This window comes from Flavobacterium sp. MMLR14_040, assembly GCF_033657265.1.
In the GTDB taxonomy this organism is placed as follows: domain Bacteria; phylum Bacteroidota; class Bacteroidia; order Flavobacteriales; family Flavobacteriaceae; genus Flavobacterium.
This window is the reverse complement of the sequence record NZ_JAWVWO010000002.1, coordinates 467,358-488,422: the sequence shown is the minus strand read 5'-3', so window position 1 is coordinate 488,422 and position 21,065 is coordinate 467,358. Positions and strand designations below refer to the sequence as shown.

Below are 21,065 nucleotides of genomic sequence, written 5' to 3'. Positions count from 1 at the left end.
GTTCAAAAATCTCAACATAAGAAATGAAGAATTTCAAGAACATATTATTCTTTTTTTGCCTTTTAGTTACTTTCATTTCGAATGGACAAATTGCTGCTGAACATTTGACTTGCGAAATGACTGAAAATCCGTTGGCTGTAATTCAAAACCAACCCAGATTCAGCTGGCAATTGGTCGCAAAAGAATCGAATACAACACAAATTGGGTATCAGATTTTGGTTGCTTCATCCGAAGAAAAACTAAAAAATGACGAAGGTGATATCTGGAACAGCTTAAGAGTAAACTCTTATCAAAATTTGCATATCGCTTTTGGCGGAAGCCCTTTAAAACCGGAAACCAAATATTTCTGGAAGGTTAAAGTTTGGAATCAGGAAGGTGAAATGTCGAAATGGAGTAAAGCCGCTTTTTTCAGAATGGCTTCAAACGAATCCGATTTAAAACCAACCTGGATTGGCGCGATTACAAAAGCAGACAGCCATTTGCCGGAAGGCAGAAATTACCATTCGGCAACTTATAAAAGAGAAAAAAAAGATGCTATAATCAATGCTTCAGATTCTTTGTCACGCAGAAGTATTATGCTTCGAAAACCTTTTAAGATTGCAAAAGAAATCAAAGAAGCCGTAGTTTATATTTCCGGTTTGGGTCATTATGAATTAACAATTAACGGAAAGAAAATTGGTAACAGCGAGTTTGCGCCTTTATGGACAGATTACGACAAAACTGTCAATTACAATACTTATGAATTATCGGCAAAAGAATTGCAAAAAGGCGAAAATGTAATTGGCGTTCTTTTAGGAAACGGAATGTACAATACGCTTGCCGAAAGATATACTAAGTTTTTTGTAAGTTTTGGTCCGCCCACTTTATTTTTCAAAATGAAAGTGGTTTACAAAGACGGCTCAGAAGAAATCATAAAATCAGATGAAAGCTGGAAATATAGCAAAAGTCCGATCACGTATAACAGCATTTTTGGAGGCGAAGATTACAACGCCAACTTAGAACAAAAAGGCTGGGATAAAAAAGGATTTAAAGATTCAAACTGGAAGAAAATTGTTGTTCAGGAAGCGCCAAAAGGAGTTTTAAGAGCGCAGACCGCACCGCCGATTACGATTCAGAAACAATATGATGTTGCGGCAGTTAAAGAACTAAAACCTAACTTTTTTGTTTTTAATATGGGACAAAATCTTTCGGGATTTACGACTATAAAAGTAAAAGGAAAAAAAGGGCAAACCGTTCGCGTTTGGGTTGGTGAAGGTTTAAATGATGACGGAACAGTTGGTCAGGGAAGATCTGGAAAACCTTATTATTACGACTATATTTTAAAAGGCGAAGGCGTAGAAGAATGGCAGCCAAAATTTAGTTACTACGGATTTCAATATGTTCAGATTGAGAACATCAATTATAAAGAAACGAAGGATAAAAACCTGCCAACGTTAGTAGATTTAAAATCAAATTTCATTTATAATTCGGCGGGAGAAGCAGGAACTTTTGAATCTTCTAATGAAATTTTTAACAAAGCGCATGAACTGATCAATAACTCTATAAAAAGTAATTTTCAAAGTGTTTTTACTGATTGCCCGCAACGCGAAAAATTAGGCTGGCTGGAAGAAATTCACTTAAACGGGCCGGGTTTAATGTTCAATTATAATCTTGAAAGTTTTATTCCGGCAACGATGCAAAACATCGCTGATGCACAAAGAGAAGACGGTTTGATCCCGACCATAGTTCCTGAATATGTGGTTTTTGGAGGCGATTTTACCGATTCACCGGAATGGGGTGTAACCGGCGTAATTCTGCCCTGGATGTATTATGAATATTACGGCGATGCTTCTTTATTGGAGAAATATTATCCGGTCATGAAAAAGTACGTGGATTATTTAGGCACAAAAGCAAAAGATCATATTGTGTCACACGGTTTGGGCGATTGGTACGATTACGGAACGCACGCGGCGGGATATTCCAAAAATAGCCCGATTGCACTTTCGGCGACTTCACATTATTTTTATGGAGCAAGTTTGGTAGCAAAAGCTGCAAAATTGTTGAACAAAACAGAAGATATTGAGAAATATGAAACTTTGGCTTTAGATATAAAAAATGCTTTTAACAAGGAATTTTTTAATCCGGAAACCAAACAATATGGTACAAACAGTCAGTTTAGTAATGCTGTTCCCGTTTATATGGATATCGTAGAACCGCAATATAAAGCGGCTGTAATGCAGAATTTATTATCAGATATAAAAGCAAAAGGCGACAGATTAACAACGGGCGATGTTGGAAATCGTTATTTGTTTCAGGCTTTGGCAAAAAATGGCGAAAACGAAACGATGTACAAAATGAACAATCATTATGATGCGCCGGGTTATGGTTTTCAAATCAAATTTGGCCTGACCACTTTAACCGAACAATGGGATCCGCGCAAAGGAAATTCATGGAATCATTTTATGATGGGACAAATCGAAGAATGGTTTTACCAAAGTTTAGCCGGAATTGTTCCCGATCCTGAAAATCCGGGTTTTAAACATTTCTTTATTCAGCCGGAAGTGGTTGGCGATATGACTTTTGTGAAAGCAACTTACAAATCTGTTTATGGAAATATAGCTTCGGAATGGGAGAAGAAAGACGGGAAATTAATTCTGAAAGTGGAGATTCCGGTGAATACATCGGCAACCATAAAATTGCCAATTGCAGCGGGTACAGAAGTAAAAGTAAATGGAAAAGTAACGAAATACCTGAGATTTGGATCAGGAAAATATACAATTGAGTGTGAAATTTAGAACGCAGATGACACTGATTCGCTAAAGCGAAGACGCGGATTTAAGCGGATTTTTTATTCGCTTTATCAAAAAAAAACAGATAGTAAAAAAATCCGCGTAAATCTGCGTTTTTACGAAGTAAATCTGTGTCATCCGCGTTCTTTTTTCAACCCAGATAAACACAATAAAATGATGAAAGTTAAAATATACATATTATTATTTTTCGCAGTGACAATCTCAAACGCACAAATAACGTCTGATGAAAATTATAGAAAACCAGTTTCAGAAACCTTAAAAAAGATTGAAACTATTTTTCATGTGACAATCAACGACGACCGGGGTTTATTAAAAGGAAAAGAACTGGATTATGCAGATTGGAGAATCGAACCAGGAAATTTACCAATCTCGTTGACGAATATTTTGGCGCCATTTGAATTAATGTATTTCAAACAGCCGGACGGAACTTACATCATCAGAAAATATGAAAACCATAAAGTCTCGGTTGATAAAGGAAAAGAGCGATTGGATTATCTGAAAAGCCTTTATTCTACTAAAGAAGAATGGGAAAAACGTAAAACGGAGTTAAAAGCTTGTATGATCACTTCATTTGGTTTAGACAAGGCGCCCCCAACACCAAAGTCTAAGCCACTTTTAACTCCAAAAAGAATTTATAAAGATTACAGTGTCGAAAATATCGGATTGGAAATTCTACCGGGTGTTTATGTAACGGGTTCGATTTATAAACCATATCCTTTCAACAAAAAAACGCCGGTAATTTTAACTCCGGATGGGCATTTTGGAGACGGAAGATATCGAAAAGACGAACAATATCGTTGCGCCATTATGGCCAAGATGGGAGCGATTGTTGTGAGTTACGATTTGTTTGCGTGGGGAGAATCTTTGCTTCAGTTTCCGGAACAAACGCATAGAAACAGTATTGCATCAACGGTTCAGGTTTTAAGCGGAATCCGTTTATTGGATTATTTGTCAACTCAAAAAAATGTGGACATATCTCGTGTTGGCGTTACAGGCGGTTCAGGCGGTGGATCTCATACGATGTTTTTAGCGGCAATTGATGACAGAATTACGGTTTCTGCTCCGGTTGTAATGGTTTCTTCTCATTTTTCGGGAGGATGTCCTTGTGAAAGCGGTCGTGGAATTCACCTTTGCGGAAATGGAACAAACAATGCCGAAATTTCTGCTATGATGGCGCCAAAACCACAATTAATTGTTTCTGACGGAAAAGACTGGACATTGGCGGTTCCTGAATTGGAATTTCCTTTTATCCAAAGAACTTATGAATTGTACGGTAAAAAAGATTTGGTAGAAAATGCTCATTTTGCAAAAGAGGGACATGATTTCGGAGTTTCAAAACGTATGGTTTTGTATCCGTTTATGGCTAAATATTTAGGCTTGGATATAAATAAAGTCAAAAATGCAAAAGGCGAAATCGACGAATCGACTTGTGTAATTGAACCTTATGATAAATTATATGTTTTTGGAAATAAAGCCGAAAATTTACCTAAAAATGCTTTGAAAGATATCGACAAATTATATGAAATGTTTGGCGAGAAAAATAATAAGATTTACGAAGTTAAGAAGTAAAAATAAACACAGATTACACTAATTAGCACGAATGTTAGTGAAATTATTAGAGCATCGTATTTCGTGTTAATTAGTGCAATTCGTGTTAAAAATGAGAAAGTATATGAAGTTAAGAAATAGAATATCGCTTATTTGTTTTGGTTTAGTACTATTTGGAGTTCAAAATATAACGGCTCAAAATAATAGTGGTTTAAAACTTTGGTACGATAAACCAGCTGCAATCTGGAACGAAGCGCTGCCTTTGGGTAACGGACGTTTGGGCGCGATGGTTTTTGGAGATCCGGCGGTGGAGCGTTTACAATTGAACGAAGAAACCATTTGGGCAGGTTCGCCAAATAGTAACGCACACAATAAATCAATAAAAGCTTTGCCAATTGTTCGTCAGTTAATTTTTGATGGAAAGTTTGATGAAGCACAGGAATTGGCGACTCAGGATATTATGTCACAAACCAATGACGGAATGCCGTATCAGACTTTTGGAAGCGTTTATATTTCGTTTCCGGGACATCAAAAATATACTAATTATTATAGAGATTTAGATATTGCCAATGCTACGGCAAAGGTGAAATATACAGTAAACGGCGTTGAATTTACGAGAGAAATTTTGACTGCATTTTCAGATCAGGTAATTGCGGTTAAATTATCAGCCAATAAACCGGGACAAATTACCTGTAATGTTTTCATGAACAGTCCGATTGATAAAACGGTTGCTTCAACTGAAGGAAATCAAATTATACTTTCAGGTTTAGGGACAAATTTTGAAGGGGTAAAAGGCAAAATCAAATTTCAGGGAAGATTAACGGCTAAAAATAAAGGCGGAGAAATTGATGCGAGCAATGGCGTTTTAAGTATTAATAAGGCTGATGAAGTAACTTTATATATTTCGATTGCAACGAATTTTAAAAATTATAAAGATATATCGGGCGATGAAATTGCAAAAAGTAAAGATTATTTGGCGAAAGCCGAAACCAAAGATTTTGAAACGATAAAAAAAGCGCATGTTGATTATTATCAAAATTTCTTCAACAGAGTTTCTTTTGATTTAGGAACAAACGAGGTGGCAAAGAAACCAACAAACGAAAGAATCAGAGATTTCTCGAAACAATTCGATCCACAATTAGCGAGTTTATATTTTCAGTTTGGGCGTTATCTTTTAATTTCGAGTTCACAACCGGGTGGGCAACCTGCGAATTTGCAAGGAATTTGGAATGATATGGTTACGCCGCCGTGGGACAGTAAATACACGACAAACATCAATGCCGAAATGAATTATTGGCCTGCACAGGTAACCAATCTTCAGGAAATGCATGAGCCTTTTGTTCAAATGGCAAAAGAATTAAGTGTTACGGGTGCCGAAACAGCCAGAATGATGTACAATGCCAGCGGTTGGGTTTTACACCACAATACCGATATTTGGCGTGTTACCGCTCCGGTTGATTCGGCAGCCTCAGGAATGTGGCCAACTGGCGGTGCGTGGGTTTGTCAGGATTTATGGGAAAGATATTTGTATACTGGTGATAAAAAATATCTGGAAGAAATTTTTCCTATCATGAAAGGAGCAGCAGATTTCTTTCTTGATTTTATGGTTATTGATCCCAATACAAAATATTTAGTTGTAGTCCCTTCAAGTTCTCCTGAAAATACACATGCGGGCGGAACCGGAAAAGCAACAATCGCTTCTGGAACAACAATGGATAATCAGTTGGTTTTTGATTTGTTTACGCATGTTATTGAAGCTTCCAAATTGGTTTCACCAGATGGAAATTATACTAAAAAACTAAGTGAGGCGTTGGCGAAAATGCCTCCAATGAAAGTGGGAAAACACAGTCAGTTACAAGAATGGCAGGACGATTGGGATAATCCGAAAGACAATCATCGACACGTTTCGCACTTGTACGGATTGTATCCAAGTAATCAGATTTCGGCAGTGAAAACACCAGAATTATTTGAAGCGGCCAAACAATCGCTAATATACAGAACTGACGAATCTACAGGTTGGTCGATGGGCTGGAAAGTAAATTTATGGGCCAGATTATTAGACGGAAATCACGCCTATAAATTGATTCAGGACCAATTGCATTTGGTAACGGCCGACCAAAGAAAAGGCGGCGGAACGTACCCAAATATGTTAGATGCGCATCAGCCGTTTCAAATTGATGGAAATTTTGGATGTACGGCAGGAATCGCCGAAATGCTGATGCAAAGTCAGGAAGATGCAATTCATTTATTGCCGGCTTTACCAACTGTTTGGAAAGATGGAAGTATTAAAGGTTTGGTTGCCAGAGGCGGATTTGTAATTGATTTGACCTGGAAAAACAATAAAGTTTCTGAACTAAAAATTTATTCTAAAATTGGAGGATATTGTCGTTTGAAAGTGGAGAATATTTTAAGCGCAGGAAAAGGAGTATCTATTAAAAAAGCAAAAGGGAAAAATACGAATCCGTTGTTTTATGATGTTGAAGTGAAGAAACCAATTCTATCTGAAAAAGCGAATTTAAAGAAAGTTGTGTTACCAAAGTATAATGAATATGATGTTCAGATGAAAGCTGGGGAGACTTATACTTTTAAAGGGAATTAACATTGAAAGCGTATAGACCTGACAGGTTTTAAAAACCTGTCAGGTCTAGCTCTGTGTGTCATTTCGAGGAACGAGAAATCACATCCAGAGAGCAACGAACTGTATGGTTACGTTATGTGATTTCTCGTTCCTCGAAATGACAAATTGGTGTGAATAAACGGAAAGGGACAGCACGATTCTCCGTGGCGAACACGCCCAAAGAATTTTAATAATAATTTGAATATGTTACATTTTAAACACAAAATAATCGCTTTTATAATCCTGATTTCAACTTTAAACACAAGTTGCAAATCCGGAATAAATACTTCTACGAAAAGTTCAGCTGCAATTCTAAAATCAGAAAATTACAAACATTATGTTGATTATTTCAACACGATGGAAGATGAGAATTTAAAATTTGCGATTCCGAATGATTCGGCTTGGGTTTGGATGGAAAAAAATATTCCGTTGTTTGAATGTCCACAGCAAAATTTTGAGGAGATTTATTATTTCCGTTGGTGGAGTGCGCGTAAACATATCAAGAAAACGCCACAGGGATTTGCGATTACAGAGTTTTTGGTAGATCGTTCTTATGCTGATAAATACAATATGATTAGTTGCGCTTTGGGACATCATATTAATGAGTTTCGATGGGTTCATGATCCGCAATATTTGGAGCAGGACGTTCATTTATGGTTTAGAGGAAATGACGGAAAACCAATGAAAAAACTTCGAACTTTTAGCAGTTGGACGGCGGATGCTTTGTATAACAGGTATTTAGTAAATAAAGACGACAAATTTTTATTGGATATGTATCCGGATTTGGTAGCGGAATATGCAGCTTGGGAAGGAGACAGGAAACGCAAAGATGGATTGTTCTGGCAGTTTGATGTAAAAGACGGAATGGAGGAATCGTTGAGCGGTGCCAGAAAATTTAGAAATGCGCGCCCAACAATTAACAGTTATATGTTTGGAAATGCAACCGCTTTGGCGAAAATTTCAAAACTAAAAGGCGATGCAATACAAGAAAGTTATTTTGAAGCAAAAGCAGATACGCTTCAAAAATTAGTGGAGACAAAACTATGGAATGCTAAAAGTGAATTTTTTGAAACGTTTACAGAAAAAGATACTTTAGCGCAAGTGAGGGAAGCCATCGGATTTATTCCATGGTATTTTAATCTTCCTAAAAAAGGAAAAGGTTTCGAAAAAGCGTGGGAACAGATTAAAGATGAAAAAGGATTTTCGGCACCTTTTGGTTTAACAACAGCGGAGAGAAGAAGTCCGCGTTTTAGAACACATGGAACAGGAACCTGCGAATGGGACGGTGCGATATGGCCTTTCGCGAGTTCTCAAACCCTGACCGCTTTGGCGAATGTTTTGAATAATTATGATCAGAATTTCGTTGCGAAAACGGATTATTTCAAGCAAATGGATTTGTATGTGCAGTCGCAATATTACCGTGGAAAACCTTATGTTGGCGAATATCTTGATGAAACAACAGGATATTGGTTAATGGGTGATAGAGAAAGAAGCCGTTACTACAATCATTCGACTTTTAACGATTTGATGATTACAGGTTTGGTTGGTTTACGCCCGAGAGCGGATGAAAAGATAGAAGTGAATCCGTTGATTCCACAGGAAAAATGGGATTGGTTTTGTCTCGATAATATTTTGTATCACGGCAATATCATTACCATTCTTTGGGATAAAAGCGGAGAAAAATATCATAAAGGAAAAGGATTTAGAATTTTTAAAAACGGTAAAGAAATTGCGATTTGTGAGAAATTGGAGAGACTGGTTTCGGAGTAAATTTTCAAGAGCTTCGGAGAAGCAAAATATTTATAGCAAATACAGACCTGAATGAAAAGCTCCAGCGGAGCAATAGATTAGGAATTATTCCGCCCCGCTGGGGCTTAATGAACTTACGATTATAAAATCTATAAATATATCGTCCCTTTGGGACTTTACATTGCTTAAACTAAAATTATGAAAAAGTTTTTTTTACATACAACATTCATCATCATAACCTTGATTTCTTTTTCGGCGAAAGCCCAAAATAAAATCAGCGTTACCAATTTGCAATGCGAAATGCTGAACAATCCTGAAGGAATTGATGTTGTAAAACCAAGATTGAGCTGGCAAATTAATGCAGATGTAAATGATGTAAAACAAACTTCTTATCAAATTTTGGTGGCTTCAACTTTGGAAAATTTAAATTCAAATAAAGCAGATTTATGGGATAGTGGAAAAATAGAAAGCGACGAATCTGTCAATATTATTTATAAAGGAAAAAAGCTGAACGACAGACAAAATGCATTTTGGAAAGTAACAGTCTGGACGAATAAAGGCGAAATTCAATCTAAAGAAAGCGCTCATTTTAGTATGGGAATTTTAAATTATGCCGATTGGAAATCGACACGTTGGATTGGTTATGAAAAAGCTTCTGCCGGAGATAGTATTTCTCAATATTCAAAATTGTCTGCACGTTATCTACGAAAAGAAATCAACTTAAAAAAACAAGTCAAAAATGCTAAAGTTTACATAATGGGTCTAGGACTTTATGAGTTGTACATTAACGGAAATAAAATTGGCGATCAGGTTTTGGCACCGGTTCCTACAGATTATACGAAGAATGTAAAATACAATGTTTTTGATGTGACTTCGCAATTGAAAGAAGGCAAAAACATGCTGGGAACGATTTTAGGAAATGGACGTTTTTTTACGATGCGTCAGGATTACAAGCCGTATAAAATTAAAACTTTTGGTTACCCGAAAATGGCTTTACAGCTTTTTGTTGAATATCTAGATGGAACAAAAGAAGTAATAAGAACTGATGATACATGGAAAATAACCACAAACGGACCCATTTTATCGAACAACGAATATGACGGCGAAGAATATGACTCCCGAAAAGAAATGAAAAATTGGGACACAACCAATTTTGATGATAAAACTTGGTTAACAGCAGAATATGTTCAGGAACCAGGTGGTTTTTATGAAGCACAAATGACGCCTAATATGAAAATAATGGGCGAAGTAAAACCAATTTCCATCAAGCAAACGCCAAAAGGAACTTATATTTTAGATATGGGGCAGAATATGGTCGGCTGGCTGCAATTGAAAGTAAAAGGAAAAAGCGGCGATAAAATCAGGTTAAAATTTGCAGAATCATTACAAGCCGATGGTTCTTTATATATCGACAATTTGCGTGATGCAAAAACTACCGATGTTTATACTTTAAAAGGCGAAGGCGAAGAAATTTGGGAACCAACTTTTGTATTTCACGGATTCCGTTTTGTAGAAGTTTCAGGATTTCCGACAAAACCAACTGTAGATAATTTTGTTGGAAAAGTGGTTTACGATGACATCAAAACAATCGGAACTTTTGAATCTTCGGATGCTGTGATGAATCAGATTTTTAAGAATGCCTATTGGGGAATTCGAGGAAATTATAAAGGAATGCCAATCGATTGCCCGCAACGAAACGAACGCCAGCCTTGGTTGGGCGACAGAACAACGGGAGCTTATGGCGAAAGTTTTTTATTCGACAATCAAACTTTGTATGCCAAATGGCTTGACGATATTAAAAATGCACAAACGGCAGATGGCGGAATTCCGGATGTTGCGCCGGCGTTTTGGCGTTATTACGGCGATAATGTAACCTGGCCGGGAACGTATATTACGGTTGCCGATATGTTGTATCAGCAATTTGGAGATAAAAAAGTAGTCGAAAAACATTATCCATCCATGAAAAAATGGATTGTTTATATGGAAGAAAATTATTTGGTTAACGGTTTAATGACCAAAGATAAATACGGAGACTGGTGCGTTCCGCCGGAATCTTTAGAATTAATTCACTCCAAAGATTCTACCAGAACAACGAATGGGGAACTAATTGCAAGTGCTTTCTATTATCATTTACTGCAAAAGATGAAAAAGTTCGCTGCTATTAATGGAACAAATTCGGAAGATATTCAATATTATGATTTACTTTCTGAGAAAATAAAAACGGCTTTTAACGCGAAGTTTTTCGATTCAAAAACAAATAAATATGCGAATAATACGGTAACAGCAAATTTGCTTCCATTGACTTTTGGAATGGTTCCTGAAAATCTTCAGTCAAAAATATTTGACAATATTGTGCATGAAGTTGAGGTAACCTACAAAGGCCATATTAGTACGGGCGTTATTGGAACTCAGTTTTTAATGCGAACATTATCTCAATTCGGAAGACCGGATTTGAGTTACAAACTAGCTTCGAACAATACTTATCCGAGTTGGGGTTATATGGCAAAAAACGGCGCAACTACAATTTGGGAATTATGGAACGGAAATACAGCCGATCCTAAAATGAATTCGCAAAACCACGTGATGCTTTTGGGCGATTTATTGATTTGGTATTACGAAAATATGGCCGGAATCAAGAACAATCCTGAAACTCCGGGTTTCAAACAAATTATTATGAAACCTGATTTTGAAACCGGATTAACTTTCGTAAACGCTTCTTACGAATCAATTTACGGATTGATTAAAAGTGACTGGAAAAAGGCTAAAAACAAGCTCGACTGGAAAATAAATATTCCGGCAAATAGTTCCGCAATAATTTATCTGCCAACCTCTAATGCTTCGGCTGTAACTGTTAATAATCAAAAATTAAGTGCTGCTTTTTCATCTTCTTATAAAATTGAAAACAACAATTTGGTTCTCAATTTGTCATCCGGATCTTACGCTATCGTCGTAAAGCGTTAATTTTAGACAATTCGGGACAGTACAGGATACATCGTTAAATTTTTAGTGTTATTTTTACACTTAATAAATATTTTTGCCTAAAAAAATATTAGGAATGTATTTATAATCCAAAATTTTAATTCAAAATAAAATTAAGAATGAAGATCATAAAATTGACATTTGTCTTGTTTGGACTTTTCCTTTTAGGAAGTTGTAAGTCGGCTTTAGAAAAAAAGACGTGGAAAGAAGGAATTTTAGTTGATGAATTTATCTACGATAAAGCGCCTTATCCGTCTTGCCACGCTGTAACAATTGTCGAAGCAACAAATGGCGATTTAGTAGCTTCATGGTTTGGAGGAACAAAAGAAAGACATCCTGATGTTTGCATTTATGTAAGTATAAAGCCGAAAGGGAGTGATAAATGGGGTGAAGGAGTTCAGGTTGCTGATGGCGTTATGAAAGAAGGGCCAAGATTACCAACATGGAATCCGGTTCTGTATCAAATTCCGGGTGGTGATTTAATGCTTTTCTACAAAATTGGACCAAAACCATCAGAATGGTGGGGCGTAATCAGAACTTCATCTGATGGAGGAAAAACCTGGTCTGAGGCGAAAAAAATGCCTGATGGATTTTTAGGACCAATCAAAAATAAACCTGTTTTATTAAGCAACGGAACTTTATTATGTCCGTCAAGTATTGAAGGCGACGGTTGGAGACTTCGCATGGAATCTACTCCGGATTTCGGCAAAACGTGGGTAATGGGTGATACACTTCCAAGAGGAAAACAAAAAATCAATGCTATTCAACCTAGTATTTTATTTCATAAAGATGGCAGTATCCAAGCCATTGGAAGAACCAGAAACAGAGCTATTTTTAGCACATTTTCTAAAGATAACGGAAAAACCTGGTCGGATGTAGAATTAATTGGTTTGCCAAATAACAACTCAGGAACCGATGCCGTAACTCTTAAAAACGGAAAACATTTATTGGTTTACAATCACGTTTTACCTCCGGGAACAGAAGCAAAAGGACCAAGAACACCTTTGAATGTTTCAATTTCTGATGACGGAATCAATTGGAAGGCAGCTTTGGTTTTAGAAGATTCAAAAATAAGTCAATATTCATATCCATCAATGATTCAAAGTTCTGACGGAATGGTGCATATTGTTTATACATGGAGAAGAGAAAAACTGAAGTATGTAAAAGTTGATCCAAGTAAATTAAAAGCACTTCCAATCAAAAACGGAATCTGGCCCGGAGAACAAAACAAAGTTGTAACCGCTGTTAAGGCGGAAGAGGAATAAGATTTAAAAAAATTAACCATTAAGATATTAAGTTTCATTAAGCTTAATTTTCTTAGATTATAAAGTAAGGTTATTAAGCAGCACTACGCTTAACTTCCTTAATATCTTAATGGTAAAAACTAATATTTATGAATTTAGCTCATTTCAAGAGAAGCAGTATTATCGCAATCTTCGCAGTTTTATCCTGCTCAATCAACAGTTGCGCAACGGCTCAGTCATCAAAAAACAAACAGCAATATAAAGTTGCGGTTTGCGACTGGATGATTTTAAAAAGACAAAAATTAGGCGCTTTTGGTTTGGCAAGCGAAATCAAAGCCGACGGAATAGAACTGGACATGGGCGGTTTAGGAAAAAGACCAACTTTTGACAGCAAATTGGGAGATCCCGTTGAAAGACAAAAGTTTCTCGATAAATCTAAAGAATTGCATGTGGGAATCAGTTCTATTGCCATGTCCGGATTCTATGCGCAGTCTTTTGCCAAAAGAGAAGCCATCGAACCCATGATTAATGATTGCGTAAAAGCAATGAAAGACATGAAAGTAAAAGTAGCTTATCTTCCGTTAGGAACAGAAAGTGATTTGGTTAAAAATCCGGAATTACGCCCGATTATTATCGAAAGACTAAAATGGGCAGGAAAACAAGTGGGTAAAATTGGAGGTGTAATTGCAATTGAAACTTCATTGAACGCTACAGAAGAGAAAAAATTACTGGAAGAAATAGATTCTAAATACATCAAAAGTTCTTTCAATTTTGCAAATGCCGCAGACAACGGAAGAAATATTCCATCGGAACTAAAAATATTAGGTAAAAAACATTTGGCTCAAATTCATGCTTCGAATACAGATAAAGTCTGGCTTGAAAATGATACGATGATCAACATGCCGGAAATCAAAAAAACACTCGACGAAATGAAATGGAGCGGTTGGTTAATTGTAGAACGTTCTCGTGACGTAACACAAGTGCATAACGTAAAAGCCAATTACGGCGCAAATGTGGCGTATTTGAAAAAGATTTTTCAGAATTAATACTTAACGTTAGACCTGACAGGTCTTTAAAACCTGTCAGGTCTCTAATCGGATTTTTGTTGTCATCCCGAGGAACGAGGGATCTCCGCAAGAAACTCTACAAAGATTGGAATCTCGTTGCGGAGCTACTTGCGGAGATTTCTCCTCCGTCGAAATGACAAACTTGTTCAATAAATTACAATACAATGAAATATTTTACTTTACTTTTTTTAACCGTCTATACCACTTTCGCGACAGCGCAAAATATTACCATTGTTAGTGATTCAAAATCGCCAAGAGTGCAGTTTGGAGTGGAGAAATTATCTGAAACTTTATCTCAAAAAGGATTCAAAGTAATTGCTTCTGACAAAATAAATAAGAAAGATAAAGTCATTGTTATTGGCGAAAAAGGAACTGATTTTTGGAAACAAAGTGCAAAATCAGCTAAAATCGACGATAGTAAATTAAGCAGGAAAGAAGGATTTCAAATTCGCACGCAAAAAAATATCATTTACATTGAAGGAACCGATGCTTCAGGAGCTTTATATGGTGCAATGGAATTGGCAGACCGTATTAAAAGTTCAGGCGAAATTCCATCAGAAATTAATATCGACGATAGTCCGGAAATGGTTTTGAGAGGCGCTTGTATTGGAATGCAAAAAACGACTTATCTTCCGGGAAGAGACGTTTATGAATATCCGTATACGCCGGAAACTTTTCCATGGTTTTACGATAAAAAACTTTGGATAAAGTATCTTGATATGATGGTCGATAACAGAATGAATTCTTTGTATTTATGGAACGGACATCCTTTTGCATCCTTGGTCAAACTAAAAGACTATCCTTTTGCACTTGAGGTAAGCGAAGAAGATTTCAAAAAGAACGAAGAAATTTATAAATTCTTAACTGAAGAATCTAATAAAAGGGGAATCTGGGTGATTCAGATGTTTTATAATATCATCGTTTCCAAACCTTTTGCAGAACATTATAAAATTAAAACTCAAGATCGTTCAAGACCAATTACGCCCGAAATTGCCGATTATACGAGAAAATCTATTGCGGCTTTTATCGAAAAATATCCAAATGTTGGATTATTGGTTTGTTTGGGAGAAGCTATTAATACCGTTGATGATGATGTAGAATGGTTTACCAAAACCATTATTCCGGGCGTTCAGGATGGTTTAAAAGCATTAGGAAAAACAAACGAACCGCCAATAATTTTGCGTGCTCATGATACAGATGCGCCTTTGGTAATGGAAAAATCGCTGCCATTGTATAAAAATTTATACACGATGCATAAATACAATGGCGAATCGTTAACCACTTATACACCAGGCGGACCGTGGGGAGAAATTCATAAAAAATTAAGTGCGCTGAATTCTGTTCACATTTCAAATGTACATATTTTGGCAAATCTCGAACCTTTCAGATACGGTTCGCCAGAGTTTATCCAGAAAACAGTTCAGGCGATGCACAGTGCGCACGGAGCAAATGCGCTGCATTTATATCCGCAGGCCTCGTATTGGGATTGGCCGTATTCTGCCGATAAAACAAAAACAGGCGAACGATTACTGGAAATGGATCGCGACTGGATTTGGTACAAAGCCTGGGCAAGATATGCCTGGGATAGTAAAAGAGACAGAAACGAAGAGGTTAAATTCTGGGATAAAGATTTAGCGGCTAAATACGGAACAGATACAGAAGCAGCCAATAATATCCAAAAAGCATATGACCAATCTGGTGAAATCGCTCCAAAAGTATTAAGACGTTTTGGAATTACAGAAGGAAATCGTCAGACGTTACTTTTAGGTATGTTCGAAAGCCAGCTGGTAAATCCGGCGAAATGGCGTGTTTATCCTGGATTTCACGAGTCGTGTGGTCCGGTTGGTGAATTGCTTTTGGAATATTCTAAAAAAGAGTGGAATCATGAACCGCATGTAGGTGAGCTTCCAACGCAGATTATTGCCGAAATAACAGAACACGGAAGACTGGCTGTTGAAGCAATTGACAAAGCAGAACAAAGTGTAACAAAAAACAAAGACGAATTTTTGCGCCTTAAAAATGATATGCATAGTTATAAGGCTTTCGCCGATTTCTTTTCAGAAAAAGTAAAAGCGGCATTATTGGTTTTAAGATATAGTTTTTCCAATGATATTTCAGATTTGGATAAAGCGCTTCCTCATTTAGAAAAAAGCATCGAATATTACGAAACATTAGTAAATTTAACCAAAGACAGTTATCTATACGCCAACAGTATGCAAACGGCACAACGCCGGATTCCGATTGGCGGCGATGACGGAAATAATAAAACGTGGGCAGAATTGTTACCGCATTACGAACGTGAATTGGTTAATTTTAAAAGAAATTTAGAGTTGCTAAAATCATCAAAAGATGGTAAAATTGCAACCAAAGAAGGAAAACCGTGGCAAACCGCAGAAGTAACTTTACTAAGCGAGAGCAAAGGAACTTATGCCGTAAAAAATGGCACAAAAGTGTATGGAACACCAATTTCTGAATTGACAAAAATAGCTCCGGAATTGCAAAACCTAAAAGGAATTGCATTTGATGAAGGATCGCAAAATGAAAACGGAACACATCTGAAATTCAAAAATACCAAACCTGTAAAATTGGTCGTAGGTTATTTCAATTCAGATCAAAAAAGATTTTTGTTTCCGCCAAGTTTAGAAACAGATGCCGCCGGAAATGCTTACGGTCAGGCCGAAGTAATTTTAGCAAGCGCCATGAATCTTAAGGAATTGCCTCGTGTAAACATTCATACCTATACGTTTCAGCCAGGAGAAAACGAGTTGAATTTAGGAAAAGGAAGAGTGCTGATTTTAGGATTTATAGACGCCAATCAAACCATAACGCCTCGCGATGTGGGTTATATTGATGCGGGAGAAAAAGGTGCGATTGACTGGTTGTTTTATTAATGTAAATAATTTGGGCGTGCCCCTCCGGGTCGGGCTGTACGTTCCCGCTTTTTGTGAGGCGAAGAAAAATCGCCTCACAAAAGAGCTCCACTGCCATCCCTCACGCGAACTCGAAGTTAATTTAGACCTGACAGGTTTTAAAAACCTGTCAGGTCTAATGAAGAGAAATAAAAACACACAATCTTGTCATCCCGAGGAACGAGGGATCTCCGCAAGAAGTTCGACAAGATTAGATTTTCGTTGTGGAGTTACTTGCGAAGATTTCTCCTTCGTCGAAATGACAAAAAAATGAAAAATACACTTTCCTGCAAAGGTTTTCAAAACCTTGTAGGTATTCAAAGTCAACGTTATAAAAATTAAACCTACGAGGTTTTGAAAACCTCGCAGGATCAAAAAAACATGAAGAAAGCATTTTTTTTTATTTATTTTTTTTTAGTTTTTTGCTCTGTTCAGAGCCAGGTGAAACATGCGTCAGCGGAATTACGTAGAGAAATTTCGCTGAATTCATCTTGGGAAACTATCATCTTAAATAATCCTGTTCAGCAAGATGAAAATTTTGTAAACAATCCCAAAATTGATTCGCAATGGCAAAACGTAAATGTACCCCACAACTGGGATCAATATTACGGTTACCGCCGAATGAAACATGGCAATTTGCACGGAACTGCCTGGTACCATAAAACTTTTAAAGCTGACAAAAAAGACAAAGGCAAACGCCTTTTTTTGTATTTTGAAGGAGTTGGTTCGTACGCTTCAGTTTGGGTAAACGGGAAAAAAGTCGGTTCCCATAAAGGGGGAAGAACCACTTTTACAATCGATATTACAAACGCCGTTTCTTTTGATGGGGAAAATAAAATAATGATCAAAGCCGATCATCCATCGTTTATTGCAGATCTTCCGTGGGTTTGTGGTGGCTGTTCCGGCGAATGGGGATTTTCTGAAGGTTCTCAGCCGCTTGGTATTTTTAGGCCGGTTACTTTAGTTGTTACTGATGAGGTGCGCATTGAACCTTTTGGCGTTCATATCTGGAATGACAAATCAATTTCTAAAGAAAAAGCGATTCTGCATACCACAACAGAAATCAAAAATTACGGAAAATCAAATCGGAACTTAACGATCGAAAATGTACTTTTTGATGCTGCAGGAAAGCAAGTTGCTATAAGTAAAAGTGATATCAGAAATATTGCCGGAGAAACAAAAGAAATAACACAGACACTTCCGGAAATTTTAGATGCAAAATTGTGGTCTCCGTCAAGCCCTTATTTATATGAATTAGTGACTTCGATTTTCGAAAATGGAAAGAAAATAGACCAGGTAAAAACGCAATACGGAATTCGTTGGGTAAGTTGGCCCGTTAGCCGTGACGGAAAAGACAATCGTTTTTATATTAATGATGAACCTTTGTTTGTAAACGGAATTTGCGAATATGAACATATGATTGGGAACAGTCATTCGTTTTCAGATGAACAAATTCACGCCAGAATCGAGCAGATAAAAGCCGCTGGATTTAATGCGTTTCGAGAAGCGCATCAGCCACATAATTTATTATACCAAAAAGAATTAGACGAAAACGGGATTTTGTTTTGGAGTCAGTTTTCGGCACATATTTGGTATGATACGCCAGAATTTAAAGAAAACTTCAAAACCTTATTGCGCGAATGGATTAAGGAACGCAGAAACAGCCCGTCGGTCGTGATGTGGGGATTACAGAATGAAAGCACGATTCCGAAGGAATTTGCAGAAGAATGCACCAAAATCATTCGCGAAATGGATCCGTTATCTGCTTCTCAAAGAATCGTAACCACCTGCAATGGTGGAGAAGGAACAGATTGGAATGTGGTTCAAAACTGGTCTGGAACTTACGGAGGTGATCCGTCAAAATATCATCTCGAAATGAGCACACAACTCTTAAACGGAGAATATGGCGCATGGCGAACTGCAGATTTACACACCGAAGGAGAATTTGATCAAAAAGGAATTTTGAGCGAAAACAGATTTTCGCAACTAATGGAAATCAAAGTCCGCGAAGCCGAATCGGTAAAAGATAAAATAGCGGGACAATTTAACTGGCTTTTTGCGTCGCACGAAAATCCGGGGCGTTCTCAAAACGGAGAAGGTTTTCGCGATATAGACAAAGTTGGGCCTGTAAATTACAAAGGACTTTTTACGGTTTGGGGCGAACCTCTGGATGCGTATTATATGTATCGCGCCAATTATGTTTCGAACAAAACAAATCCGATGGTTTATATTGTTTCGCATTCATGGCCAAGTCGTTGGGATTCGGCAGGAATAAAAAACGGCATTGATATTTATTCGAATTGCGATGAAGTTGAGTTGTTCAATGATGTCAATAAAAGTTCATTGGGCAAATTGAAAAATCCGGGATTAGGAAAACATTTTCAATGGAATAATGTCAATATTCAATACAATGTTTTGTACGCCGTGGGTTATGTAAACGGAAAAGCGGTTGCGAGAGATTATGTGGTTTTGAACACACTTCCAAAAGCACCAAATTTAAACGAATTATATACAGATCAGGCTGATATTACAAAATCAAAAAAAGAATACAATTATATTTACAGAGTCAATTGTGGAGGTTCTGAATTTACAGATTCTTCTGGAAATACCTGGTTTACCGATACACACAAAAACGGACAATATACTTGGGGATCGTTATCATGGACAGATAAATTTGAGAAATTACCCGATTTTTATGCGAGCCAAAGAACTACTTTCGATCCAATTTCGGGAACAAAAGATCCTGAATTATTTCAAAGTTTTAGATACGGAGTTGATAAATTAAGTTATGAATTTCCTGTTGCCGATGGCGAATATTTGGTCGAATTGTATTTTGCAGAGCCTTGGTACGGAACCGGCGGCGGATTTAATTGCAAAGGCTGGCGTTTGTTTGATGTTGCCATTAATGACAATGTTGTTCTAAAAGATTTTGATATTTGGGCAGAAGCCGGACATGATAAAGCTTTAAAGAAAACCTTTTTGGTAAAAAGCAAAAACGGAAAAATCAGCATTCATTTTCCCAATGTAAAATCGGGACAGGCAATCATTTCTGCCATTGCAATCGGAACTAAAAAAAGATTTGAAAAACCAGCAGACACTTCGCCAAAAAATATTCAGAATCTGGTTTTAAGTTCTTATGATAAAACGATTAACAGAGTTGCATCGTGGTTGGGTACAAATTCCAAACAATATTCAGATGCTGATGTTGTTTTTACACAATTGCCTTCTGAAGTTTTTGGAGCAGATTATTTGCAGTTTTCAACCAAATCAAAAGTTTCGGGTTCGTTTACAGTTAAAGAAGATTCGGATGTTTATTTTTTGATTGATAATAAAATAAAAACACAATTTGCCTGGTTAGCTGACTATAAAAAATCAGAGGAAATGGCTAAAAATACTAGTAATATTGAGTTTGGTATTTTTTCGAAAAAAGTAAAAAAAGGAGAGAAAGTTACCTTCGATAATTCAGAAGTTGTGAATTCGATTATTGTAGTTCCAACTTATGATATGGGCGAAAAAGATGATTCGCGTCAGACTTTAGTTCTCGAAGCAGAAAATGCCAAAACAACCGGAACTGATATTGTAAAAGGAAATTTTAAAAAAGCCGATTATATTGAGTTCACAAAAAAGACAAATAACAGCATTGAGTTTGAAGTAAAACCCGGAGTTGCCGGAATTTATTTGATGCGTTTTAAGTTCATGAACAGAAACGAAACACCATTAAAAGTAAAATTCAAAATGGAAGATGCATACGGAATTATGATGCGAAATGATACAATCGAATTTTTTCCTTCGCCAGAAAAATGGAAAGTTTTGAATACGACTTCCGGAGGATATATAAATGCGGGAACGTATAAAATTACTTTAGAAGGAGATGATTTGAAAGGGTTGATGTTGGATAGTTTTGAGTTTCAGTAACGAGGTTTTGCCACGAAGGCACAAAGGCTCTAAGGTTTAATAAAGATTTTTATTGTAGAGACGCACAGCAGTGCGTCTACGTTCCAATTTTCAGGCTGAGCGAAGTCAAAGCCCCACAAAGTTTGCCTCATTTTTGTCATTTCGACGGAGGAGAAATCTTCGCGAGAAGCTCGACAATGATTGGATTACAGTTACGGAGTTACTTGCGAAGATTTACTTCGTCTGTTCGCTATCGCTCGGGTCTCCTC

9 protein-coding genes are annotated in these 21,065 nt (G+C 36.9%); all 9 read left to right on the top strand.

Annotated features, from left to right (window positions below; genetic code table 11):
- Positions 1-23: 23 nt before the first annotated feature.
- The 9 genes from SD960_RS04955 (at position 24) to SD960_RS04915 (ending at position 20,817) form a co-directional block, all read left to right on the top strand.
- Complete coding sequence (locus SD960_RS04955; RefSeq protein ID WP_318801240.1) at positions 24-2,774, top strand: glycoside hydrolase family 78 protein; 2,751 nt, start codon at positions 24-26, stop codon at positions 2,772-2,774.
- A 168-nt stretch (positions 2,775-2,942) separates the two neighbouring features.
- Positions 2,943-4,358 (top strand): acetylxylan esterase, encoded by a 1,416-nt coding sequence (locus SD960_RS04950; RefSeq protein ID WP_318801239.1) that lies wholly within the window; start codon positions 2,943-2,945, stop codon positions 4,356-4,358.
- 103 nt (positions 4,359-4,461) lie between these two features.
- Entirely contained in the window at positions 4,462-6,936 is a 2,475-nt protein-coding gene (locus tag SD960_RS04945) for a glycoside hydrolase family 95 protein (RefSeq protein WP_318801238.1), read from the top strand.
- Positions 6,937-7,158: 222 nt separating this feature from the next.
- Positions 7,159-8,724 carry an MGH1-like glycoside hydrolase domain-containing protein gene (locus tag SD960_RS04940; RefSeq protein WP_318801237.1) on the top strand — a complete coding sequence of 522 codons (1,566 nt, stop codon included), beginning with the start codon at positions 7,159-7,161 and terminating at the stop codon, positions 8,722-8,724.
- Between the two features lie 177 nt (positions 8,725-8,901).
- Positions 8,902-11,664: a glycoside hydrolase family 78 protein gene (locus tag SD960_RS04935; RefSeq protein WP_318801236.1), complete on the top strand. Its 2,763-nt coding sequence runs from the start codon at positions 8,902-8,904 to the stop codon at positions 11,662-11,664.
- A 137-nt stretch (positions 11,665-11,801) separates the two neighbouring features.
- Positions 11,802-12,947, top strand: coding sequence for a sialidase family protein (locus SD960_RS04930; RefSeq protein WP_318801235.1), 1,146 nt, complete (start codon positions 11,802-11,804; stop codon positions 12,945-12,947).
- A gap of 128 nt (positions 12,948-13,075) precedes the next feature.
- A complete protein-coding gene (locus SD960_RS04925) occupies positions 13,076-13,972 on the top strand; it encodes a sugar phosphate isomerase/epimerase family protein (RefSeq protein WP_318801234.1) in 897 nt (298 codons plus the stop codon).
- A gap of 185 nt (positions 13,973-14,157) precedes the next feature.
- A complete protein-coding gene (locus SD960_RS04920) occupies positions 14,158-16,884 on the top strand; it encodes a glycoside hydrolase family 20 zincin-like fold domain-containing protein (protein WP_318801233.1) in 2,727 nt (908 codons plus the stop codon).
- 399 nt (positions 16,885-17,283) lie between these two features.
- Positions 17,284-20,817 (top strand): malectin domain-containing carbohydrate-binding protein, encoded by a 3,534-nt coding sequence (locus SD960_RS04915; RefSeq protein ID WP_318801232.1) that lies wholly within the window; start codon positions 17,284-17,286, stop codon positions 20,815-20,817.
- Positions 20,818-21,065 lie beyond the last annotated feature (248 nt).